This window comes from Desulfuromonas sp. DDH964 (genome assembly GCF_001611275.1).
In the GTDB taxonomy this organism is placed as follows: Bacteria; Desulfobacterota; Desulfuromonadia; order Desulfuromonadales; family DDH964; genus DDH964.
This window is the reverse complement of the sequence record NZ_CP015080.1, coordinates 2,748,478-2,771,666: the sequence shown is the minus strand read 5'-3', so window position 1 is coordinate 2,771,666 and position 23,189 is coordinate 2,748,478. Positions and strand designations below refer to the sequence as shown.

The 23,189-nt window shown below is 63.7% G+C and carries 21 protein-coding genes and 1 tRNA gene; 16 read left to right on the top strand and 6 right to left on the bottom strand.

The features are described from left to right. Positions 1 to 67 precede the first annotated feature (67 nt). The 4 genes from DBW_RS12750 to DBW_RS12740 all read left to right on the top strand — a co-directional run bounded on the left by DBW_RS12750 (position 68) and on the right by DBW_RS12740 (position 4,569). Positions 68 to 1,816, top strand: coding sequence for a histone deacetylase family protein (locus DBW_RS12750; protein WP_066727884.1), 1,749 nt, complete (start codon positions 68 to 70; stop codon positions 1,814 to 1,816). Beyond that, complete coding sequence (locus DBW_RS18210) at positions 1,792 to 1,956, top strand: type II toxin-antitoxin system RelE family toxin (protein WP_082820341.1); 165 nt, start codon at positions 1,792 to 1,794, stop codon at positions 1,954 to 1,956. Before DBW_RS12750 ends, DBW_RS18210 begins: the two co-directional genes overlap by 25 nt. A gap of 263 nt (positions 1,957 to 2,219) precedes the next feature. Further along, complete coding sequence (locus DBW_RS12745) at positions 2,220 to 3,965, top strand: DEAD/DEAH box helicase (protein ID WP_066727883.1); 1,746 nt, start codon at positions 2,220 to 2,222, stop codon at positions 3,963 to 3,965. A 7-nt stretch (positions 3,966 to 3,972) separates the two neighbouring features. Further along, positions 3,973 to 4,569 (top strand): 50S ribosomal protein L11 methyltransferase, encoded by a 597-nt coding sequence (locus tag DBW_RS12740; protein ID WP_066727882.1) that lies wholly within the window; start codon positions 3,973 to 3,975, stop codon positions 4,567 to 4,569. Between the two features lie 274 nt (positions 4,570 to 4,843). On the opposite strand, the gene DBW_RS12735 is transcribed toward DBW_RS12740, so the two are convergent. After that, positions 4,844 to 6,478: an ABC-F family ATP-binding cassette domain-containing protein gene (locus tag DBW_RS12735; protein ID WP_066727881.1), complete on the bottom strand. Its 1,635-nt coding sequence runs from the start codon at positions 6,476 to 6,478 to the stop codon at positions 4,844 to 4,846. Positions 6,479 to 6,997: 519 nt separating this feature from the next. Here DBW_RS12735 and DBW_RS12730 point away from each other — a divergent pair. Further along, positions 6,998 to 7,699 (top strand): RluA family pseudouridine synthase, encoded by a 702-nt coding sequence (locus tag DBW_RS12730; protein ID WP_066727880.1) that lies wholly within the window; start codon positions 6,998 to 7,000, stop codon positions 7,697 to 7,699. Positions 7,700 to 7,766: 67 nt separating this feature from the next. Next, a complete protein-coding gene (gene msrA / locus DBW_RS12725; protein WP_066727879.1) occupies positions 7,767 to 8,306 on the top strand; it encodes a peptide-methionine (S)-S-oxide reductase MsrA in 540 nt (179 codons plus the stop codon). Positions 8,307 to 8,408: 102 nt separating this feature from the next. Here msrA and DBW_RS12720 read toward each other — a convergent pair. The 5 genes from DBW_RS12720 to DBW_RS12700 form a co-directional block, all read right to left on the bottom strand. Further along, positions 8,409 to 8,484 (bottom strand) — tRNA-Ala (locus DBW_RS12720). Positions 8,485 to 8,589: 105 nt separating this feature from the next. Beyond that, positions 8,590 to 9,876 (bottom strand): NCS2 family permease, encoded by a 1,287-nt coding sequence (locus tag DBW_RS12715; RefSeq protein ID WP_066727878.1) that lies wholly within the window; start codon positions 9,874 to 9,876, stop codon positions 8,590 to 8,592. Between the two features lie 28 nt (positions 9,877 to 9,904). Beyond that, a complete protein-coding gene (locus DBW_RS12710; RefSeq protein ID WP_066727877.1) occupies positions 9,905 to 10,573 on the bottom strand; it encodes a hypothetical protein in 669 nt (222 codons plus the stop codon). 64 nt (positions 10,574 to 10,637) lie between these two features. Then, positions 10,638 to 11,528, bottom strand: a complete 891-nt coding sequence (locus tag DBW_RS12705; protein WP_066727876.1) for a phosphoribosylaminoimidazolesuccinocarboxamide synthase — start codon at positions 11,526 to 11,528, stop codon at positions 10,638 to 10,640. Between the two features lie 5 nt (positions 11,529 to 11,533). Next, on the bottom strand, positions 11,534 to 13,477 hold the full coding sequence (locus DBW_RS12700) for a SurA N-terminal domain-containing protein (RefSeq protein WP_066727875.1): 1,944 nt from the start codon (positions 13,475 to 13,477) through the stop codon (positions 11,534 to 11,536). A 188-nt stretch (positions 13,478 to 13,665) separates the two neighbouring features. Between DBW_RS12700 and DBW_RS12695 the strand changes: the two genes are divergently transcribed. The 10 genes from DBW_RS12695 to DBW_RS12650 all read left to right on the top strand — a co-directional run bounded on the left by DBW_RS12695 (position 13,666) and on the right by DBW_RS12650 (position 23,180). Then, entirely contained in the window at positions 13,666 to 14,709 is a 1,044-nt protein-coding gene (locus tag DBW_RS12695) for a rod shape-determining protein (RefSeq protein ID WP_066727874.1), read from the top strand. A gap of 111 nt (positions 14,710 to 14,820) precedes the next feature. After that, positions 14,821 to 15,642 (top strand): rod shape-determining protein MreC, encoded by an 822-nt coding sequence (gene mreC / locus DBW_RS12690; RefSeq protein ID WP_066727873.1) that lies wholly within the window; start codon positions 14,821 to 14,823, stop codon positions 15,640 to 15,642. Beyond that, the gene (mreD, locus tag DBW_RS12685) at positions 15,639 to 16,172 is read left to right on the top strand and encodes a rod shape-determining protein MreD (protein ID WP_066727872.1); all 534 of its coding nucleotides are present in this window, start codon (positions 15,639 to 15,641) and stop codon (positions 16,170 to 16,172) included. Before mreC ends, mreD begins: the two co-directional genes overlap by 4 nt. Then, positions 16,162 to 18,021, top strand: coding sequence for a penicillin-binding protein 2 (mrdA, locus tag DBW_RS12680; RefSeq protein ID WP_066727871.1), 1,860 nt, complete (start codon positions 16,162 to 16,164; stop codon positions 18,019 to 18,021). Before mreD ends, mrdA begins: the two co-directional genes overlap by 11 nt. A gap of 4 nt (positions 18,022 to 18,025) precedes the next feature. After that, on the top strand, positions 18,026 to 19,123 hold the full coding sequence (rodA, locus tag DBW_RS12675) for a rod shape-determining protein RodA (protein ID WP_066727870.1): 1,098 nt from the start codon (positions 18,026 to 18,028) through the stop codon (positions 19,121 to 19,123). 82 nt (positions 19,124 to 19,205) lie between these two features. Then, positions 19,206 to 20,219: an AmmeMemoRadiSam system radical SAM enzyme gene (amrS, locus tag DBW_RS12670; protein WP_066727869.1), complete on the top strand. Its 1,014-nt coding sequence runs from the start codon at positions 19,206 to 19,208 to the stop codon at positions 20,217 to 20,219. Between the two features lie 103 nt (positions 20,220 to 20,322). Then, positions 20,323 to 20,577 (top strand): hypothetical protein, encoded by a 255-nt coding sequence (locus DBW_RS12665; protein WP_066727868.1) that lies wholly within the window; start codon positions 20,323 to 20,325, stop codon positions 20,575 to 20,577. Positions 20,578 to 20,697: 120 nt separating this feature from the next. After that, positions 20,698 to 21,132, top strand: a complete 435-nt coding sequence (gene tnpA / locus DBW_RS12660; protein WP_066724805.1) for an IS200/IS605 family transposase — start codon at positions 20,698 to 20,700, stop codon at positions 21,130 to 21,132. Positions 21,133 to 21,266: 134 nt separating this feature from the next. Next, positions 21,267 to 22,115: a TRAP transporter TatT component family protein gene (locus tag DBW_RS12655; RefSeq protein ID WP_066727867.1), complete on the top strand. Its 849-nt coding sequence runs from the start codon at positions 21,267 to 21,269 to the stop codon at positions 22,113 to 22,115. A gap of 60 nt (positions 22,116 to 22,175) precedes the next feature. Further along, positions 22,176 to 23,180 carry a TRAP transporter substrate-binding protein gene (locus DBW_RS12650; RefSeq protein ID WP_066727866.1) on the top strand — a complete coding sequence of 335 codons (1,005 nt, stop codon included), beginning with the start codon at positions 22,176 to 22,178 and terminating at the stop codon, positions 23,178 to 23,180. Positions 23,181 to 23,189: the final 9 nt, after the last annotated feature.

Here is a 23,189-nt window from a genome sequence, read left to right as displayed (position 1 = left end):
GAGCGGCCCGATTCATGGTACAACTATCTCGTGTTGTTCGAATCGTTCCCCCCTGCCGAGGCCCCCGATGTTCCGCATCCGCCGCATCTACGACACGGTCCTGCCGGTCAACCGCCAGGCGATCGCCCAGGTCCAGCAGATTCTCCGCGACCAGTTCCCCGCCCTTGATAAAAAGGACATCAGGAAACTTCCGGAGCAGTTGACCAACCCGCTGAAATACCGCTTTCGGTCGATCCTTTCGGTGGCCGAGGACGACAAGGGGGAGGGGGTCAAGGGATTCGCCCTGCTGCTGCATGCCCCCGACCTGAAATTCTGCTACCTCGAGTACATCTCGGCGGCGGAAAAGATGACCGGGCGTGGCATCGGCGGCGCCCTCTACGAACGACTACGGGCCGAGGCGCGCGGGCTGGGGGTGGTCGGCATCTTCATGGAGTGTCTCCCCGACGATCCGGCGCTCTGCCGCGACCCGCAGATTCTCGCCCAGAACCGGGCGCGGCTGAAGTTCTACGAGCAGTACGGTGTCCGGCCGATCGCCGGGACCGCCTACGAGACACCGGTCAAGGCGGGGGACGACAATCCCCCCTTCCTGGTCTTCGATGACCTCGGCCAGGGGGTGGAGTTGCCGGCGGCGCGGGCGCGCAAGATCGTTCGTGCCATCCTCGAGCGCAAATATGCCGATCTCTGTCCCCAGTCCTACATCGACATGGTGGTCAACTCCTTCCAGGACGACCCGGTGCGCTTGCGCCCCTTCCGTTATCTCAAGAAGGAGGTGGCGCGTCCGGTGCCCCTCGATCGCCACCCTGTCGACCGCCAGATCGCCCTGGTGGTCAACGATCAGCATGACATTCACCACATCCGTGAGCGCGGCTACGTCGAGTCGCCGGTGCGCATCCGTTCGATCCTGCGCGAAATCGAACCGACCGGGCTTTTCTATCGCGTCCCGGTGCGGCGCTTTGCCGAACGCCACCTCAAGCGCATCCATGCCCCCGATTTCGTCGATTACCTGAAGACGATGTGTGCCGGCCTGCCGGCCAACAAGGCGCTCTACCCCTATGTCTTCCCGGTGCGCAACGCCGCCAGGCCGCCCAAGGAGATGGCGGTCAAGGCCGGCTACTACTGCATCGATACCTTCACACCGCTGACCCACAACGCCTTTCTTGCCGCCAAACGCGCCGCCGACTGCGCCCTGACCGCGGCGCGCTGGGTTCTCGAAGGGCAACGCCTCGCCTATGCCCTGGTGCGGCCGCCCGGGCATCATGCGGAGCGGCGCGCCTTCGGCGGCTTCTGCTATTTCAACAACGCCGCCCTCGCCGCCGAGGAGTTGTGCGAATACGGCAAGGTGGCAATCCTCGACATCGACTACCATCATGGCAACGGTACCCAGGATATTTTCTATTCCCGCCGCGACGTCCTGACGGTCTCCATCCACGGCCATCCGCGCTTCGCCTATCCCTATTTCAATGGCTTCGAGGATGAGACCGGTGTCGACCACGGTCTCGGCTACAACCTCAACCTGCCGCTCCCCGAACATCTCGACGGTGCCGGTTACCGGGTGGCGCTCAGCAGGGCGATCCGGCGCATCCAGCGCTTCAAGCCGGAGTTCCTGGTGATTGCCCTTGGCCTCGACACCGCCAATGGCGACCCGACCGGGACCTGGAGCCTGAAAGGGCCGGACTTCGTCGAAAACGGCCGCATGCTCGCCGCCCTCGGCCTGCCGACGGTGGTAATCCAGGAAGGGGGGTACGACAGCCGCGTTCTCGGCAGCAATGCCCGTCATTTCTTCAAGGGGCTCTGGACCGGGACCTTCGGGGCCTGAGCCGGTCTCGTCCCGGTGAGTTGGCCGGTCTCTGGCGTTGCCGGGTCGGTGGCTATCGCATCCTCTGCGAGGTTCGCGATGAACAGCTCGTCGTCCTGGCTCTCAGTGTCGGGCATCGGCGGGAAGTTTGTCGCGGCTAGTTTGCAACTGAACCCTGGCGGCGTTGCTGCCGTGGCTGTGGGTCTTCCTCCGCAGGTTGTGAAGGCTCCTTGCCTGCTTTGGCAGGATTCTTTCCATTTCCCCCTTGGAAAATTGTTGGCGCTTCTCTTCGGGATGGGTTAAGGTGCGGCCTGCCGGATTCCTTTCCACAAGGGGAAGGAGAAGCTTTGCGCCGACAAGGACTTATCCCTCTGCTCGATCCCTCCCTTCACCACCCGACGAGCACTTCCCCCTTAGGTTTCCCATGTCTGAAGAGAAGACCATCACCTTTGCCGAACTGAACCTCGCACCCGCTATCTTCAAGGTCATCGACGAAGTCGGTTACGAAGTCCCCTCGCCGATCCAGGCGCAGAGCATTCCGCCGCTGCTGGCGGGGCGCGACCTCCTCGGCCAGGCGCAGACCGGCACCGGCAAGACCGCCGCCTTCTCCCTGCCGCTCCTCTCCCGCCTCGACCCGAAGCTGCGCTACCCGCAGATCCTGGTTCTCACCCCGACCCGCGAGCTCGCACTGCAGGTCGCCGAGGCGATGCAGACCTACGCCCGCCATCTCGACGGATTCCAGGTGCTGCCGGTCTACGGCGGCCAGAACATGCTCGCCCAGTTGCGCCAGCTGCAGCGGGGCGTGCAGGCGGTGGTCGGCACCCCGGGGCGGATCCAGGACCACCTGCGCCGCGGCACCCTGCAGCTCGACCGTCTCGCCTGTGTCGTCATCGACGAGGCCGACGAGATGCTGAAGATGGGTTTCATCGACGATGTCGAGGAGATCCTCAAGCACACCCCGGCCGCGAAACAGACCGCCCTCTTTTCGGCGACCATGCCGAAAGAGGTGCTGCAGGTCGCCCGGCGGCACATGAAGGACCCGGTCGAGATCCGCATCAAGAGCAAGACCTCGACCGTCGAGACGATCTCCCAGTGGTACTGGCAGGTCAAGGGGCTGCACAAGCTCGATGCCCTGACCCGCATCCTCGAGGCCGAGGAATTCGACGCCATGCTGATCTTCGCCCGCACCAGGATCGAGACCGTGGAACTGGCGGAAAAGCTCGAGGCGCGCGGCTTTTCCTGCGCCCCCCTGAATGGCGACATGACCCAGGCCTTGCGGGAGAAGACCATCGAGCGCCTCAAGAACGGCGCCCTCGATATCGTCATCGCCACCGACGTCGCCGCCCGCGGCCTCGACGTCAAACGCATCAGCCATGTCGTCAACTACGACATTCCCTACGACACCGAGGCCTACGTCCACCGCATCGGCCGCACCGGCCGCGCCGGCCGGGAAGGGAAGGCGATCCTCTTTGTCGCCCCGCGCGAGCGGCGCATGCTCTACGCCATCGAGCAGGCGACCCGCCAGCCGATCAAGCCGATGAGCCTGCCGAGTCGCCAGGACATCACCGATCGGCGTATCGGCCTGTTCAAGGAGCAGATCGCCGAGGCGCTCGAAAGCCAGGATCTCGAGTTCTTCGAAGAGCTGATCGACGGCTATCAGGACGAGTATGACGTCGGCTTCCGCCGCATCGCTGCCGCCCTGGCCTACCTGGTGCAGAAGGAGAAGCCGCTGCAGCATGAGGGGCCTGCCGACCCGCCAGCCATCGAGGATCGGGAATTTTCTCGGGCGCCGGCGCCCCGCGGGGAGCGGGTCGCCCCCCGCGGCGGTCCGTCGCAGCGCTACCGCATCGAGGTCGGCCGCAGCCACGGTGTCGAGCCGCGCCACATCGTCGGCGCCATCACCAACGAGGCCCAGCTCAGCAGCGCCGACATCGGCGCCATCCGGCTCTTCCACGACTTCAGCCTGGTCGATCTGCCCGCCGACCTGCCGCCGCAGGTCATCCGCCTGCTGCAGGGGGTCTGGGTCTGCGGCCAGCAGTTAAAGCTCAGTGTCGATGCCGGCCCCGCCGCGGCGCGGTCGGAACAGGCATCCGGCAGGCGCCCTTACGTCAAGCCGGGTGGGGACCGGCCCGGCGGCAAAAAGCCGCCGTTCAAGAAGCGCGGCAAGTGAGCTGAGCATGCCCGGGACCTACCCTCCCTTCCTGATCGGCGAGCGCTTCCGCATCTGCCCGCCGGGCACCCCGCCGGCGGATGACGGTCGCATCAACCTGGTAATGGATCGCGGCGCCTTCGGTTCGGGGGAACACGAAACCACCGTCAGCTGCCTGGAGGCGCTGGAAGGTTTGCGATTCTCCGACAGCGAACGGATTCTCGACCTCGGCAGCGGCACCGGTATCCTCGCCATCGCCGCCCTCCTCCTCGGCGGCGGTGCGGCCTGGTGCGTCGATATCGAGGCAGATGCGGTGGCCAGCTGCCGCCGCAACTGCGCCCACAACAAGGTTGCTCGCCGCGTGCAGCATTGCCAGGGGACCCTGGAGCGACTGACCGAGACCGGCTTCGACCTGGTGCTGGCCAACATCTATGGCGACATCCTGCTGCAGGTCGCCTCGCAGCTGGTGGCCGCGGCCCGGCCCGGCGCCCTGCTCCTCCTCTCCGGAATCCTCTGGGAATACAATTTCGATGTGCGCCAGTGCTACCGGCGGCTCGGTTGCCGGGTGATCAGGAACCGCATGCTCCCCGAGTTCAGCACCGTGCTGCTGGAGAAGGCGGGGTAGGTTTCCCTTGGCTGCCGGCTCTGGAAAGAGGGAACCGAAGTTGCCCTGCTAAACCATCCTCGACCGATCGCTTTCTTGAACGCCGCGGCGCCCCGCCCGGGCAGCATGGTGGCCAGTTGCAGAAGTGCGAGGAGCTCGCTGCAAAGGTCAACGAGCAGCAGGTCGTCGAGCTTTACTGCCGCTAGCCAACCAGGGAGCTTACATGAAGAGAGCGGCACCCCTTCTGAGGCGCCGCTCTCTTCGTGTAACATCGATTCGGCCTGGGCCGGCGTGATTAAAGGGTCAGCGCTGCCTCCCCCTGGAAATATTCCTCCCGCACCTTCGCCACCTCGTTGCTCTCCAGGTATTCGTCAAAAGTCATGCTGCGGTCGATGTAGCCGCGCGGCGTGAACTCGACGATGCGGTTGGCGACGGTGGAGAGGAACTTGTGGTCGTGGCTGGCAAAGAGGATCACCTCCGGGAAGGCGATCAGCCCGTTGTTGAGGGCGGTGATCGACTCAAGGTCGAGGTGGTTGGTCGGCTCGTCGAAGATCAGCAGGTTGGCTCCGGTGAGCATCATCCGGGCGAGCATGCAGCGCACCTTCTCGCCGCCGGAGAGGACGTTCGATTTCTTGGTCGCCTCGTCGCCGGAGAAGAGCATGCGCCCCAAAAAGCCGCGGGCGAAGCTCTCCCCTTCGCCCGGCGCGAACTGGCGCAGCCAGTCGATCAGGGTCAGGTCGTTCTCGAAGAAACGGCCGTTCTCCTTGGGAAAACAGGCGCTGGTGATGGTGACGCCGAAGCGGAAGCTGCCACTGTCCGGCTCGAGCTCGCCGGCGAGGATCTGGAACAGGGTTGTCTTGGTCAGCGGCCCGCCGCCGACGAAGGCGATCTTGTCCCCCTTGTTGACGGTAAGGCTGAAGTTGTCGAGGACCCTGACGCCGTCGATGCTCTTGGTGAGGTCCTTGATCTCGAGAATGATGTCGCCGCAGGGGCGCTCCGCCTTGAAGACGACAAAAGGGTACTTGCGCGAGGAGACCGGCATCTCCTCAAGGGTCAGTTTTTCGAGCAGCTTCTTGCGCGAGGTCGCCTGCTTCGCCTTGGAGGCGTTGGAGGAGAAGCGCTGGATGAACTCCTTCAGTTCGTTGGCCTTGTCGGCGGTCTTGCGGTTCTCTTCCTGTTTCTGCTTCAGGGTGAGCTGGCTCGCTTCGTACCAGAAGTCGTAGTTGCCGACGTAGACGGTGATCTTGCCAAAGTCGATGTCGGCGACGTGGGTGCAGACCTGGTTGAGGAAGTGACGGTCATGGGAGACGACGATGACCGTGTTCTGGAAGCGGGCGAGAAAATCTTCGAGCCAGCCGATCGATTTCAGGTCGAGATGGTTGGTCGGTTCGTCGAGCAGGAGAATGTCCGGGCTGCCGAAGAGGGCCTGGGCGAGCAGCACCCGCACTTTTTCGCCCCCTTCGAGCTCTTTCATCTTCTTGTGGCGCAGCGCCTCGGGGATGCCGAGCCCGTTGAGCAGCACCGCCGCCTCCGATTCGGCCTCGTAGCCGTTCATCTCGGCAAACTCGGCTTCCAGTTCGCCGGAGCGGACGCCGTCCTCCTCGCTGAATTCCCCCTTGCTGTAGATCGCCTCGCGCTCGGCCATCACCCGGTAGAGCTCCTGGTGCCCCATCATCACAGTGTTGAAGACGGTCTCCTCGTCGAAGGCGAAGTGGTCCTGGCGCAGCATGGCGATGCGCTCGCCGGGGCCGGTGGTGATCTCCCCCTTGTCGGGCTCCGATTCGCCGGCGAGGATCTTGAGGAAGGTCGACTTGCCGGCACCGTTGGCGCCGATCAGGCCGTAGCAGTTGCCGGGGATGAACTTGATATTGACATCTTTGAAGATGATGCGCTTGCCGTAGGCAAGGGCGACGTTGTGGGCGCTGATCATGACGCTTCTTCTTTCGGTCTGGACAAAACAAAAACCACAGGGCGATCCCTGTGGTTCAGGAGAGGGTGTTCTTATACCACCGATGGCTCATCGGGGGCAACCGGTTTCTGGTTTTAAATCGCCGGTGTTGGATAATTCCTCCCATGCCGTGGCCGAGGCAAAAGGCATCTCTCACCCGTTCGCTTTGCTCACTAGAGACCACGGAGGTCACAGAGGTAAAAAATCTTCCACCAAAGCTTTCCTCCGTGGCCTTCGTGACCTCAAGCGACGGAAAGGAGCGGGTGAGAGACGCTCTTGCCTTGAGATTTGCCTGTTCCCTTTTCTGCTTTCCGGGTACCCTGCAGAACAGGGAGCGCGCCTCCCGCAATTGACTCAACGACCAGCACCCCCCGCTCTTTCCCGGCGCGACCCCGTCAATCGCATCGCTCGGGCGATCTGCCGCGTCGGCCAGAGGGCAGAGGGCAGAGGGAGACGGATTTCTGAGCAGCGCCAAAGGCAGGACAGAAGAGGTGACCGGAGATGGCAGAGCAAACCCAGGGGAAAAAACCGCCGAAACTGCGTCGGCCGGGAGGGATGGAGATCCTCTACGAGGACCGGGATATCCTCGTGGTGGTGAAGCCGGCCGGGCTGCTCACCATAGGCAGCGAACGGGAGAAGCGGCGGACCGCTCACTACCTGCTCAACGACTATGTTCGCAAGGGGGATCCGAAGTCGCGCCACCGCGTCTTCGTCGTCCACCGCCTCGACCAGGAGACCTCCGGACTTCTTCTCTTCGCCAGGAGCGAAGCGGTGAAGACCTTTTTGCAGCAAGATTGGGAGACGACGGAAAAGCACTATGTCGCCGTCGTGCACGGCGCAGTCAGCCCCGCGGCCGGGACGATTTCCAGCTGCCTTGCCGAGAACCGGGCGCAGCGGGTCTACTCGACCACCGAGCCCGGTCAGGGTAAGCTCGCTCACACCGCCTACCGCGTGCTGCAGCAGGGTAGGGGCTGCAGCCTGCTCGACATCCACTTGTTGACCGGCCGCAAGCACCAGATCCGCGTCCACTTCGCCGAGCTGGGACATCCGCTGGTCGGTGATCGCAAGTACGGGGCCGACTCGGCGCCGCGCCTCGCCCTGCATGCCCGCTCCCTCACCTTCACCCACCCCGGCAACGGGCGGCTGCTCTCTTTTGATACGGGCATACCGGAGGAGTTGGTGCGGCTCCTCGGCAGGCCTTAACCCCGGGCCGTCCGCCGATTTCCCATCTCTGCTACAATCTCATTCAGGAAGAAGAGAGGAGGCAGTCATGAGTGCAGGACTTGATTCGGTGACCTTGGGTGGCGGCTGCTTCTGGTGCATCGAGGCAGTCTTCGGCCGGCTCCAGGGAGTGGTGCAGGTGGTCTCAGGCTACGCCGGGGGAACCCGGGAAAATCCCGACTACGAGGAGGTCTGCAGCGGCAGCACCGGTCATGCCGAGGTGGTGCAGGTCCACTTCGATCCGGCGCTAATTTCCCTCGCCGAGCTGCTCGAGGTCTTCTGGCGCGTCCATGATCCGACCACCCGCAACCGCCAGGGCGGCGATATCGGCAGCCAGTATCGCTCGATCATCCTCTATCGCGACGAGGAGCAGCGCCGGGTTGCCGAGGCCTCCCGGGACGCGGCGCAGGCCAGCGGCCTCTGGCCCGACCCGATCGTCACCGAGATCGTGCCGCTCGAGGCCTTTTATCCGGCCGAGGGCTATCACCAGGATTACTACCGGATCAACTCCTTTCAGCCCTACTGCCGGATGGTCATTTCTCCCAAGCTGCAGAAACTGGAGAAGCTCTTCGCCGACCGGTTGAAATAGGGATTTGGTGAGTTTGTGGGGGCTGGTGGCGTGCGCCGTGGGGTGGAGCCGGGGAAGAAAACGAAGAAGGGGTCAGCTGGTCGCTGACCCCTTCTCTTTATTTGGTGGAGCTAGGCGGGATCGAACCGCCGGCCTCTTGAATGCCATTCAAGCGCTCTCCCAGCTGAGCTATAGCCCCGTTGTGACGGAGCCACTTTATAACAAAGAGCCACAGCCGGTGTCAACTGCTTTTTATACAAAAATCCGATCTCCCGGATCGCCGCCGAATCCACGCTCGGCGGGCTCAGAGAACCAGGCTGACCAGGGAGAAGAGGGCGGCGCCGATGAGGAAGGGATCACACTCCCTGATCTTGCCAAGAAAGAGCTTGAGCAGGACATGGGCGAGAAAGCCGAAGGCGAGACCGGTGGTGATGGAGTAGGTCAGTGGCATGAGGATGAAGGTCAGAAACGCCGGGGCTCCTTCCTCGAAATTGTAGAAATCGATCTGGCCGATGCCGCGCATCATGAAGATGCCGACGATGAGCAGCGCCGGCGCCGTGGCAAAGGCGGGAACGGCGCCGATCAGCGGCGTGAAGAGGGCGGCGAGGAGGAAGAGCAGGGCGGTCGCGACACCGGTCAGGCCGGTGCGGCCGCCGTCGGCGACGCCGCTCGCCGACTCGATGTAGGTGGTGGTGGTGCTGGTTCCGAGCAGGGCGCCGCCGACGGTGGCGATGGCGTCGGCGGTCAGCATCCGCGGCAGGCCGGGAATATTGCCATCCTTGTCGGTCATGCCGGCCTCACGGCAGACGGCGATCAGGCTGCCGAGGCTGTCGAAGAGGTCGACGAACATTAAGGAGAAGATGCTCGCCCAGAGGGAGATCTGCAGGGCGCTGAGAATGTCGAGATGGAGCGCGACGGGGGCGATCGACGGCGGTACGGCGACCAGGCCGGTCGGAAAGGGGGTGAGCCCGGTGACCATGCCGGCCACCGTGGTGGCGAGGATCGCCAGCAGGATCGCGCCGCGCACCTTGCGAATCTCCAGCAGCACGGCGAGCAGCAGGCCGAGGACGCCGAGCAGCGCCTGCGGCGTAAAACGACCGAGCTGCACCAGCACCGCGTCGTTGTGCACCACCAGGCCGAGGTTCTGCAGCCCGATAAAGGCGATGAAGAGGCCGATGCCGACCGAGGCGGCGAGGCGCAGGGAGATCGGGATGGCGCGGACGATCCGTTCGCGGACGCCGAGCCAGGTCAGCACCAGGAAGAAGATGCCGGAGAGGAAGACCACCCCCAGCGCCGTCTCCCAGGGGACACCCCGGCCGAGCACCAGGCTGTAGGTGAAGAAGGCGTTGAGCCCCATTCCCGGCGCCATCATCAGCGGCGCGTTGGCCCAGAGGGCGACGAGCAGGGTTGCCAGCCCCGCCACCAGGCAGGTGACGGTGGTCAGGGCGCCCTTGTCCATCCCCGCCTGTGCCAGGATCGCCGGGTTGACGAAGATGATGTAGGCGCCGGTGAGGAAGGTAGTGAGGCCGGCAACCAGTTCGGTGCGGACGCTGGTGCCGTGGTGGTCGAGCTGGAAGAGGCGATTCAGCATGGAGACTCCGCATTCGCTTGGAGCAGGATTACTGTTGCGGGCTGATGACCTTGAAGTGGGCTTCGATATCCCGGATCAGGCCGCGCGCACTCGCCTGGGTGATCGCCTCCAGCAGGGTGCGGAAGGTCTCCCTGTCGTCAACCTGGCGCCAGTAGCCGAGGGAGGCGTGGTAGAGGGCGAAGGCGGCCTGCGCCGGGTCGGCGGCGAGCGGTTCAGCCTGGCGGAAGCGCTGGATCGCTCCGGCCGTATCGCCCCGGCCCAGGCGCAGCGCCCCGTCGAGGTCGATCGCTTCAAAGGAGTCGCCGGCAAGGCCCTTGCCGAGCCTGGCGGCAGCCCCGGGGGCGTTGCGGTGAAAGAGTTCGAGGAGGGCGAGGCGCCAGGTCAGCGTCGGCCGCAGCGGATCGTCACTGGCGATGGTGGCAAGGCCTTGCCGGTAGGCGGCCCGGGCGGCGTCAACCTCGCCGAGGCCTTCACGCAGGTCGGCATGGGTCAGCGCGTAACCTGCCTCGTCCGGAGCAAGATCCTGGGCCCGGGCGAACTCGGCGGCGGCCCCGCGGTAGTCCTTGGCGGCGATCAGCCCCTGGCCGCGCTCGGCATGCCGAAGCGCCGCTGCCGGGTCGGGCGGGGGCGCTCCGGCAAGACAGGCGGCGAGGAGGGGGAGGCAGAAAAGGAGGAGCAGGCGGGATGACAGTTTCATGGCGATACCGGGCCGGGTGAAAGCGACAGGCCGGAGCGCGCGCTCCGGCCTGTCGGATAGTCACTTAAAGAGTGATGCCGGTCAGCCGGGTCAGGGCTTCCATGTACTTTTCGCCGGTCTTGCGCACGATCTCCGCCGGCAGCGGCGGCGGCGGCGCCTTTTTCCCCCAGTCGAGGGTCTCCAGGTAGTCGCGCAGGAACTGCTTGTCAAAAGAGGGCTGCGGTCCACCGGGGCGGTAGCGGTCTTTGGGCCAGAAGCGGGAAGAGTCGGGAGTCAGCGCCTCGTCGATCCAGAGCAGCTTGCCGTCGAAGATGCCGAATTCGAACTTGGTGTCGGCAATGATGATCCCCTTGGCATCGGCCAGTTGCCGGGCCCGGTTGTAGATGGCGAGGGTGGTGTCGCGGACCTGGGTCGCGAGTTCCTCGCCGCAGAGGGCGACCGTCTCGGCAAAGGAAATCGTCTCGTCATGCTCGCCGAGCTCGGCCTTGGTCGAGGGGGTGAAGATCGGTTCCGGCAGCTGGGCGCTCTCGAGGAGCCCGGCGGGGAGCTGGATGCCGGAGATGGCGCCGCTCTTCTGGTAGTCCTTCCAGCCGGAACCGGAGACATAGCCACGGACGATGCATTCGACCGGCAGCGGCTTGGCCTTTTTCACCAGCATGCTGCGGCCTTCGAGCTGATCCCGGTATTTGTGGGTGGCGGCCGGAAAGTCGTCGACATCCATGGCCACGATGTGGTTGGGAATGATATCGGTCATCTGCTCGAACCAGAAGCGGGAGATCTGGGTCAGGACGATCCCCTTGTTGGGAATCCCCTGGTCCATGATGACGTCGAAGGCGCTGATCCGGTCCGAGGTAACGATCAGCAGGTGTTCGCCGAGGTCATAAATATCCCGGACCTTGCCACGGTTGACAAGGTTGAGATCGGGAAAAGCGGTCTCCATCACGATCTGGGTCATGGCGGTTATTTCCCTTCGAGTTCAGACTGGAGGGCAGGTGCGATAACGATCTCCGCTTTCTCCCGCAACTCCTTGAGGCGGGCGGTGACGGCGTCGTTGCGCTTGCGGGTCAGCAGGGTTTCGCGGATTTCGTCACGCTTGGTCGCGTCGAGGGCGTCCATGTCCGCTTCCTCGCGGCTCTTGAGGGTCACCACCACGAATTGGCCGTCGAGGTCGTAGACGACCGGCGCCACCGGTTCCGCCGTGGTCAGCTGGAAGGCGGCAGCGGCAATCTCGGGATTGCTGCCGAGGCGCGGCACGAAGTCGCCGTAGGCGCGGGCGAAAGAACCGGTCTCCTCGATCTTGAGGTTCTCCTTTTTCGCCAGGGTGGCGAGGGATTTCCCCTCCTTGAGAGCGGCGAGCAGAGCGTCGGCCGTTTGCCTGGCGAGGTCGCCGGCGCGGGCCTGGCGGTAGGCGTTGATGACCCGCTCGCGGACTTCGGCGAGTTCGGGGAGGCGGCTTTCGCGGCGCTCCTTGATACTGTAGAGAATCACACCGTCGGCGAGGGCGACCGGCCGGGCGAGTTCGCCCGGGACGAGGGCAAAGGCCTGGGCGGCGATTTCCGGGACGTTGCCGAGGCCGTCGATGGCCTCGTCGCGGCTGAAGAGACCGGTCGTCTGCACCTCGAGATCGCTCGCCTTGGCGGCCGCCTCGATCGTCCCGCCCTTGCGGTTGATGTTGTAGGCATCGAGCGCCTTTTCGAGGGCGAGCTGGCTCGCTTTCTCGCTGCGCAGACCTTCCTTGACGGCGTCGGTCACCTCGGCCAGCGGCTTGATGCCGGCCTCGATGTAACCTTCGCACTTGATGATGTGGAACCCGAAGGACGATTCGACAATGCCGCTGAGCTCGCCCGGCTTGAGGCTGAAGGCGGCCTGCTCGAAGGGCTTGACCATGGCGCCGCGGGGGAAATAGCCGAGGTCGCCCCCCTTGGTGGCGCTGCCGGGATCATCCGAGTAGCGACGGGCGAGGTCGGCAAAGTCCTTGCCCGCCTTGGCCTCGTCCAGGACCTTCTCGGCCAGCTTGCGGCGGGCTGTTTTCTGCTCCGGGGAACTGTTCTGATCGACCTTGATCAGAATATGGGCGGCCTTGACCTGCTCCTGAATTTCAAAGCGGTCAAGGTGGCGCCGATAGTATTTTTCCAGGTCGCCCTCTTCGAAGACGACATCCTTGGCGTAACGGGACGGCACGAACCGCAGGTAACTCAAGGAGATTGCCTCGGGAAGGCGGAATTCTTCGCGATGTTCGGCGAAATAGGTCTGCAACTCCTTGTCGTCGACCTTGATGCGGCTCTCGAAGAGGGCCGGGGCGAGACGCACGAAGGCGAGGTTGACCTTCTCGTTCTGCTTGCGGTAGTCGGCGGTGATTTCCTCGTCGCTGACCGCAACTCCTTCCTGCAGCTGGGCCCGCACCTTTTCGCCGAGGAGCTGGTTGCGCTGCATCCCCTCGAACTCGTCCGGGGTGAGGCGCTGGTAATTGAGGACCTGGAGGTAGCGCTCCTTGGTGAACTGGCCGTTTTCCTGGAAGGCGGGGATTTCGGCAATGCTTTTGACCAGTTCGTCCTTGCTCACCTTGATGCCGCGATGGTCGGCTTCCTGCAGCAGCAGGGTCTGGTCGACCACCTGGTCGTAGGCCTGTTGCGGAAGGCGGAGCTGTTTCTCCAGCGTCGGGGTAAACTGTTCGCGATAGATGCTCTGGTAGAGCTGGTAGAGGTTGCGATAGACGTTCTGGTACTGCGCATAGGAGATCGGATCACCGTTGACCTGCACCGCGAGGTTGGGGTCGCCACCGCTGCTGCGGTCGGAGCCCTTGCCCCAAACCAGGAAGATCGTACCGACAAAGGTGGCGATAATCGCCCAGAAGACGAATTTGATGATCGTCGTTTTCTGCTTCTTGCGAATCAGGTCAAGCATCGGGATTTTTGCTCCTTTTGCGGGGGGGGGTTAAGGTGCGGGAAACAGTGCCGCATGTTAGACAATCAAGGTTTTAAATGCAACAGCTTTTTCCTTTTATCCCTTGAAAACCGGGAGACTTTTTGATAGGGTGAGCGGCCACTGACGGGAGCCAACCAGGCCCCTCGGGCAAAAGGAGACCACCGCCGATGTTTAATCTGTTCAACGCGATCTGGGGGATGTTCAGCAACGATCTGGCCATCGACCTGGGAACCGCCAATACCTTGGTCTATCTCAAGGGAAAAGGGATTGTCGTCAGCGAGCCGTCGGTGGTTGCGGTACAGAAGGATGCCATGGGGCAGCGCAAGGTCCTTGCGGTCGGCAAGGAGGCCAAGAAGATGCTCGGCCGGACCCCGGGGAGCATCGTCGCCATCCGGCCGATGAAAGACGGCGTCATCGCCGACTTCGACATCACCGAGGAGATGCTGCGTTACTTCATTCAGAAGGTGCACAATCGCAAGAACCTGGTCCGGCCGCGTATCGTCATCTGCGTGCCGTCGGGAATTACCCAGGTCGAGAAGCGCGCCGTCAAGGAGTCGGCCGAGTCGGCCGGTGCCCGCGAAGTCTACCTGATCGAGGAGCCGATGGCGGCGGCGATCGGCGCCGGGCTGCCGATCACCGAGGCCTCGGGGAACATGATCGTCGACATCGGCGGCGGCACCACCGAGGTGGCGGTGATCTCCCTGGCCGGCATTGTCTACGCCAAGAGCGTCCGCGTTGGTGGCGACAAACTCGACGAGGCGCTGGTGCAGTACATGAAACGCAAGTACAATCTGCTGATCGGTGAGCGCACCGCCGAGCAGATCAAGATCGAGATCGGCAGCGCCTACCCCGATGGCGAGGAACGCACCATGGATGTCAAGGGGCGCGACCTCGTCAGCGGCATCCCCAAGACCCTGACCATCGACAGTACCGAAATTCGCGAAGCCCTCTCCGAGCCGGTCAACGCCATTGTCGAGGCGGTACGCATCGCCCTGGAGCGGACCCCCCCGGAACTGGCGGCCGACATCGTCGACAAGGGGATCGTGCTCGCCGGTGGCGGCGCCCTGCTGCGCAACCTCGACCTGCTGCTGCGCGAAGAGACCGGCCTGCCGGTCGTGATTGCCGAAGACCCGCTCTCCTGCGTTGCCATCGGTTCCGGCAAGGTGCTGGATGAACTCGACCTGCTCAAGCGGGTAACCATCTCCTCCTGATCCGGCTGCGGCCGACAGGTCGCAGTTTCATTGCTACGGCCGCTGCTGTGGCCGTAACCCGGGGGCCCGCGGCCCCCCTTTTTCGTGCCGCCGCCAGCGGAAATATCCCCGATGCTGGAACTGCTGCGAAAATTCCGGATCCCGCTGATGGCAGCGTTCCTGCTGCTGGTCGCGCTCCTCCTCTATTCAGCCAATCTTCGCAACCGTGAACATACCACCCTGTTCGAGCGCTCCATCCTCCAGTTGACCCTCCCTCTGCACCACCTCCTCGCCACCATGACCGGTGGCGTCTCCGGCTGGTGGGAAGACTATGTCTGGCTGGTTGGCGCCCGCCAGGAAAACCAGCGGCTCCTTGCCGAGACCCGCCAGTTGCGTGGTGAACTCGATCGCATGCAGGAAGTCCGGCTCGCCAATGAGCGTCTGCGCCGGCTCCTCGAATTCAAGGAGACTCTGGCGCTGCCGACCCTGCCGGCCCAGGTGATCTCCGAAGATGCTTCGAGCTGGTTCCGTACCGTGGCGATCGACAAAGGGAGTCGCGAAGGGTTGCGGGAAGGAATGCCGGTGGTTGTTGCCGAGGGTGCCGTCGGCCGGATCATCCGCGTTACCCCCCACCAGGCGCGCGTGCTGCTGATCACCGATGCTTCCTCGGCCGTGGCCGCGCTGGTCCAGGAGAGCCGCGCCCGCGGCGTCTGCCGCGGCCAGGGGGACCAGCTGGTTCTCGACTTCGCCCTGCGCCGCGAGGAGATCGCCGTCGGCGACCGCATTGTCACCTCCGGCACCGGCGGAGTCTTCCCCAAGGGGCTGGTGCTTGGCAGCGTCGCCGCCGTGACGCGGGAGGAATACGGGCTGTTCCAGTCGGTGCAGGTCGCTCCGGCGGTCGATTTCAGCCGCCTGGAGGAGGTCCTGGTGCTCCTTACCGAGGTGCAGAAATGACCCGGGTCAGCGCCTATTTTCTCCTCGGCTATCTCTTCATCCTGTTGCAGGCCGGCCTGTTGCCGCGCATGATCCCCCTCGGGTTTGCCCCCGACCTGCTGCTGATCCTGATCGTCTATCTCGGTCTCAACGAAGATTATTTGCGCGGCAGTTTCCTCGCCTACCTCCTTGGCTGCTTCCTCGATGTCTTTGCCGGGTCGAGTCTCGGGCTCTACGGTATGGCGCTGCTGGCCGTCTTTCTCACCGTGCGCGGTGCGGTCGGCCGGTTCAATGCCGAGAATTCCCTGCTCCTGCTTTTCATGGTCGGTTGCGGGACTCTGCTCGAGGGGGCCGTCATTATCGGTCTCGGCTTTCTTGCTGACATCGACCAGCTCTGGGTGGTCATCCTTCCCCGCCTCAGCCTGCAGATGCTGTTGAACCTTTGCTTCGCCTGGCTGCTGCTCAAGCTCGTCACCGGTCTGCAGCGTCGGCTCCTGCCGCGGCGTGGCATCCCCGGGCTGCAGCGACTGGATAGCCGCTATGAGTCTTGACTCCGGCTGGACCGAGCATCCCGGTCTGCGGCGCCGCTTTCTGGTTGTTTCGCTCCTTGCCATGGCGGTCTTCCTTCTTCTGGGGCTGCGCCTCTGGTATCTGCAGGTCATCAGTGCCGACCGTTATCTGGCGCTCTCCGAGCGCAACCGCATCCGCTACCTGCCGATTGCCGCCCCGCGCGGCCCGATCTACGACCGTGACGGCGAATTGCTGATCGCCAACCGGCCGGCCTTTACCGTTTCGGTGCTGCGCCAGGAGGTCGACGAGAAGGAAGAGCTGCTCACCCGCCTCTCCGATTATCTCGGGGTGCCCCGGGAAGCGCTTGCCGCCCGCTGGGACGAAGGGCGCCGCTTCCCCCCTTACCGCCCCTTTCCGGTCGCCGAGGACGTCAGCCGCGACGTCGTCGAGCGAATCCAGGAAAACTCCATCGATCTTCCCGGTGTTCTCATCGAGGTCCGGCCCCTGCGATCCTACCCCTACCAGGAGATGGCCGCCCACCTCTTTGGCTACCTCGGCGAGATCACTGAGGGGGAACTGGGGGAGGAACGCTTTGCTGAATACCGGGCGGGGGATTTCATCGGCCGCGGCGGACTCGAACAGACGCTGGAGAGCGACCTGCGCGGCGAAGAGGGGAAGCGGCTGATCGAGGTCGATGTCAAGGGGAAGGAGTTGCGCATCCTCAAAACCCAGGAATCCCGTCCCGGGCACAAGGTCTTTTTGACCCTGCAGCGCAAGGTGCAGCAGGCGGCGGAAGAGGCCTTCGGTGACCAGGCGGGTGCGGCGGTGGCGATCGATCCCCGCAACGGGGAGATCCTGGCGATAACCAGTCGACCCTCCTTCAATCCGGCCCAGTTCGCCCGCGGCATCTCCGGCAAGGAATGGGTGGCTCTGCTGAAGAATCCGCGCCATCCGTTGCAGGACAAGGCCCTCAAGGGGCAATACCCGCCCGGCTCGACCTTCAAGATGGTGACGGCGCTGGCGGCGCTGCGGGCCGGGTTGATAACGCCGGGAACTTCCTTTGATTGCACCGGCAGCCTCGCCGTCGGCAACCGCGAGTTCCGTTGCTGGAAGAAGGAGGGGCATGGCCACACCGATCTGAAAAAGGCGTTGCGGGAAAGTTGCGATGTCTGGTTTTATCAGGCGGCCCTCGAAGTCGGCATCGACTCCATCGCTGAAACCGCCCGCGAACTCGGGCTCGGCCAGGTTCTCGGGTATCCTCCCGGTGGCGAAAAACCCGGTCTGATCCCCGATCGCCAATGGAAGCGCAGCCGCTACGGTTCCCGCTGGTACGATGGGGAAACGGTGATTGCCGCCATCGGCCAGGGATACGTGACGGCAACCCCCCTGCAACTGGCGGTCATGACGGCCACCATAGCCAACGGCGGCACCCTCTATTGTCCCCATGTCGTCAAGGAGATCACCGACCTTGACGGCCAGGTGCTGAGCGCGACGGAGCCGGAAGTGATCGGTGTCGCCGACATCAGCCCGGCCGACCTGCGCGCGGTGCAGCGTGGCATGGAGGCGGTGGTCAACGACGCCGGAGGGACCGGGTGGGCAAGTCATCTCGACCAGGTCCGCGTCGCCGGCAAGACCGGCACCGCCCAGGTCGTGCGGATGAAGGAAGGGCGGGAAGTGGAGCGCCAGGAGGTCGCCTACCGGTTTCGCGATCATGCGCTCTTTGTTGCCTACGCACCGGCCGAGAATCCGCAGATTGCGGTGGCGGTGGTGGTCGAGCACGGCAGCCATGGTGGCAGCGCCGCGGCGCCGGTGGCAAAGGCGATCTTCAAGAGCTATTTCGGCATCGATGCCCCGGACCCGGTCATTCCGGTTCCCTTCAGCGGAGACTGACGTGATGTTCGACCGCCGCCTGCTGACCCATTTTGACTGGATTCTGCTGCTGCTGGTCTGCCTGGTGACCAGTATCGGCATCCTCAACCTCTACAGCGCCGCCGCCTCTCTCGGCGGCAGTGCCACCCCGGTCTATCTCAAGCAGATCTACTGGCTTCTCATCGGTCTGATAATCGCGTTGGGGGTCAGTTCCTTCGACTATCGTCACCTCGAACACTACAGCTTCCTCCTTTACGGCATCAACCTGGTCCTGCTCCTGCTGACTCTGCTGGTCGGGAAGACCTCAATGGGCGCGACGCGCTGGATCAGTTTTGGCTTCTTCAACCTGCAGCCCTCCGAGATCATGAAACTGGTCATCATCCTGACCCTCGCCCGCTTCTTTGCCGACAAGGGGCACTTTCTCGGCTATACGCTGCGGGAGTTGGTGATCCCCTTTGCCCTGCTCGGGCTGCCGGTACTGCTGATCCTGAAACAGCCCGACCTCGGGACGGCGATGCTGATCATCTTCATCGGCGGAACCATGGCCCTCTTTGCCGGCATCCGGCGCTCGGCCGTGCTGGTCCTCGGCTTTCTCGGCAGCCTGAGTCTGGTCGGCGGCTGGTTTCTGCTGCACGACTACCAGAAGGAGCGTATCCGCACTTTCCTGAACCCGGAGCGGGATCCCCTCGGTTCCGGCTACCATATCATCCAGTCGAAAATCGCCGTCGGCAGCGGCGGTTTTTTCGGCAAGGGATACATGCAGGGAACCCAGTCCCAGCTCTCCTTTCTGCCCGAGCGGCATACCGATTTCGCCTTCTCGGTCTTTGCCGAGGAGTGGGGCTTCTCCGGTTCCCTGCTCCTGCTTGCCCTCTACCTCTTCATCATCATCTGGGGGATCTACATCGCCCGGCGCGCGGCGGATCGTTTCGGAATGTTTCTCGCGGTAGGGGTGGTGGCGATGCTCTTCTGGCATATTGTCGTCAACCTCGGCATGGTCATCGGGCTGTTGCCGGTGGTAGGCGTCCCCCTGCCGCTCTTCTCCTACGGTGGCACCAGTATGGTAACGACAATGATCGGCACCGGCATGCTCCTCTCGGTGAGCATGCGCCGGTTCATGTTCTAGCCGGAGCGGGGTGGTTGCGGAGAAATCTGCCGCCTGCTGTTATAATGATTCCTCCTGTCCTTCGAACCGGAAAGGAGTTGCCATGCAGGAAGCACGTTTCTGGGAGAGTGCCGAGGGTGGCAAAGTCCGTTGCTGGCTCTGTCATTTTCGCTGCCTGATCGCCAGCGGCGGGCGCGGCATCTGCGCGGTACGCGAGAATCGGGACGGTACCCTTTACAGCCTGGTCTACGGGCGGAGTATTGCCGAGAATATCGACCCGATCGAAAAGAAGCCTCTTTACCACCTGCTGCCAGGGAGCGAGAGCTTCTCGATTGCCACGGTCGGCTGCAATTTCCGCTGCCTGCACTGCCAGAACCATGAGATCTCCCAATGGCCCCACCATCACCCCGAAATACCTGGACATGACCTGGCGCCGGCGGAGATCGTCCGCCGCGCCCTGGCCGCGGGGTGCCAGAGTATTGCCTACACCTACACCGAGCCGACCATCTACCTCGAATATGCCTGTGACACCGCCGTGCTGGCCCGGGCGGCCGGTCTCAAGAACGTCTTCATCAGCAACGGCTACACCACCCCCGAGGCATTGGCGGTCGTCGCCCCCTACCTCGACGGGGTGAATATCGACCTCAAGGGGTTCTCGGACCGTTTCTACCGGGAAGTGACCGGCGCCAACCTGCAGGGGGTGCTGGAGACCCTGCACACCTACCGGCGCCTCGGGATCTGGCTGGAGATCACCACCCTGGTCATCCCCGGCCACAACGACAGCGATAGCGACCTGGCCGGGATTGCCCGCTTCATTGCCGGGGAGCTGGGGGTGGAGGTCCCCTGGCATGTTACCGGTTTCTATCCGACCTACCGCCTGACCGACGCGCCGCCGACGCCGATGGCCACGCTGCAACGGGCGCGGCGCCATGGGCACGAGGCGGGACTGCAGTTCGTCTATGCCGGCAACATCCCGGGCGCCGGAGGGGAGAATACCCACTGCCCGGCCTGCGGCGAGACGGTCATTGCCCGCCGCGGCTTCAGGGTGGTCGATTCTGCCCTCGACGCCGGCGCCTGCCGCCATTGCGGCGCCGCCTTGCCGGGAGTCTGGAACTAGCCGTCGCCCGGGGTGGAGACGGTTGCCAGAAACGACAATTTGTGCCATGGTTGAGCCGCCCCGTCAGGGGTGCACGACAAATCGATCGACTGGAGCTCCTGTAATGAAACGACTTACCCAACTCGCCCTTGTTGCCGCCATCCTCCTGCTCTGCCTGCTCGCCAACCCGACCCGGGCCCGTCACCAGCAGAAGATCCAGGAAGCGTTCCGCAGCGAAAACAAGGTCCTCGGCAAGATTGGTCTCGGCCATCTCTACGCGAGTTCCTTCGATTATCACAACCTGCTTCTCTGTTCGCTGACCAGCGCAGACGGATCGGTCAAAAGTTTCGGCATCCTGGGAATGGTCTTTGTCGTTTAGTGTGAAGTAGAAACCCCCGTCCTCTGGACGGGGTCAGAGTCCTTTGGCTTTGCCAAAAGGGCTCATGGCAATCCATATTCAGGCGTTGTTCCCGCAACGACCTGAACAGAAAGGAAAGCCATGAGCCGTTTTCGAAAATTAACACATGCGATCTGGCACTGCCAGTATCACATCGTCTGGGTGCCCAAGTATCGCTTCCGGATATTGGAAGGTGAACTGGCGCAAGAAGTTCGAGCGTGTATCCGGATCTTCAGCGAGCAGAGTCACTGCGAGGTCGTCGAGCTGAATGTCCAGAAAGACCATATTCACCTGATCATCATGGTGCCGCCCAAGGTGTCCATTTCGGAGTTGATGGGGCGCCTGAAGGGCCGATCAGCGATACGTATTTTAAAGAACCATCCCAAGTTGCGGAAGAAACGCTACTGGGGCAATCATTTTTGGGCGCCCGGCTACTGCGTTGACACGGTAGGCCTGGATGCCGAGATGATCAGGCGCTACGTGCGGTATCAAGAGCAGCATGAGAAGAAAGTGGAACAACAGCAACTCAAATTCTAATTGTTGTGGACGTGGGAACAACGCTCCGGTGACCCTCTTTGGGGGTCACCGGCAACGCCCCCTCTGGGGGCGCCTTTAAAGCCCCGTCCTCTGGGCGGGGTTTTTTTACTGAGGGTGTGGTGAAGAGTTCTGGAATGAGGCCGTCGCTGCGGCCGTTGCGCAAGCTGCTCGCCGGTCTGGCGCTCCTCCTCGCCGGTTGTGGCTTCGGCAACCTGCCCGGGAACCTTTCCCGGGCGCTTCTTGACCAGCCCGATCCGGAGACGGTGCGCGACGGCGCTCCCGCCTACCTGGTGCTGATCGACACCCTGATCGAGGCCGCCCCGGAAAATGTCGGGCGTCTGAGTGCCGGCGCCCAGCTCTACACCCTCTATGCCACGACCTTTGTCGAGGATAACGGCCGCCGCCAGCGGCTCGCCGGGCGCGCCCGAGAGTACGGTGCGCGTGCCCTCTGTGCCGAGAAGAAGGACCTCTGCGCCCTCGCGGAGCGTCCCTACCCGGAATTTGCCGCCGGCCTGGAACGGCTCGACGATGCCGACCAGGTGCCGGCCCTCTACGCGATGACCGTCGGCTGGCTCGCCTGGATCAAGGCCAACAGTGACGATTGGGGGGCGATCGCCGATCTGCCCAAGGTCGAGGCGGCACTGGGGCGCATCCTGATGCTCGACGAAGGGTATCGCGGCGGCTCGGCCCATACCCTGCTCGGCATCCTGCTGACCCTGCGCCCACCCGCCCTCGGCGGCCAGCCGGAGCTGGCCCGGAAGCATTTTGAGCGGGCAATCGAACTTTCTGCCGGCCGTGACCTGGGCGTCAAGCTGGAACTGGCGCGCAGCTACGCGCGGCTGGTTTACGACCGGGAACTGCACGACCGGCTGCTGCAGGAAGTGCTCGCCGCCGATCCGCGCAGCCCCGGCCTGACCCTGACCAACACCCTCGCCCAGCGCCAGGCGCGGGAGCTTTTGGCGTCGGCGGACCAGTATTTCTGAGTAACGATGTGGCCTGTCTGAAGGAACGTTCCTTTTTCCTGCCCTGGAGAAGTTTTTCCGATGATCGCTAGACTGCTGCTCCTTTCTGGAGTGTTGTTGTCGCTGCTGGGCGCCGCCCCGGCGTCGGCCCTTGATTTGAAGATTGCCACCGTCGCTCCGGACGGATCGGTCTGGATGCGCGCGATGCGCCAGGGAGCCGACGAGATTCGAGAGTGCACCGGTGGCCGGGTCAATTTCAAGTTCTACGCCGGCGGCGTGATGGGGAACGACAAGAGCGTGCTGCGCAAGATCCGCGTCGGCCAACTGCACGGCGGCGCCTTCACTGCCGGCGGCCTTGCCGATGTCTATCCCGACCTCGGACTCTACAGCCTGCCGCTGCAATTTCGCTCCCTGGCCGAGGTCGATTACGTTCGCAGCCGCCTCGATCCCCTCCTATTGCAGGGCCTTGAAAGCGCCGGCTTCATCAGCTTCGGTTTTGCCGAAGGGGGGTTCGCCCTGCTCATGGCCGATGTGCCGGTGCGCTCCACCACTGACATGAAGTCCCGCAAGGTCTGGGTGCCGGAAGGGGATACGATCAGCTACCGTGGCATGGAGACCCTCGGGCTTTCCCCGGTCACCCTGCCGCTGACCGACGTCATGACCGGGCTGCAGGCCGGGCTGATCAATATCATTCCCGCTTCGCCGATTGCGGCGGTTGCCTTCCAGTGGTACACCCGGATCAAGTACGTGACCGATACACCCCTTTCCTACCTGACAGCCCTGCTCGCCATCGACGGACGTGCCTTCAAGCGGCTCAACGCTGCCGACCAGGCGGTGGTGCGGGAGGTCATGGGACGGATCTACCAGAATCTCGATCACCAGAATCGCCTTGACGATGCTGCCGCGGCCGCCGCCATGCGCCAGCAGGGGGTTGCTTTCGTCACCCCCGAGCCGGCTGCGGTCGAGCACTGGCGGAATGTTGCTGCCAACCTCGCCCGCGAGCTGCGCCAGGAGGGGACCTTTACCCCGCAACTCTTCGACCGCCTGCAGGAGCTGCTCGCCGAATACCGTCGCGCTGGCAACTAGCCATACCCC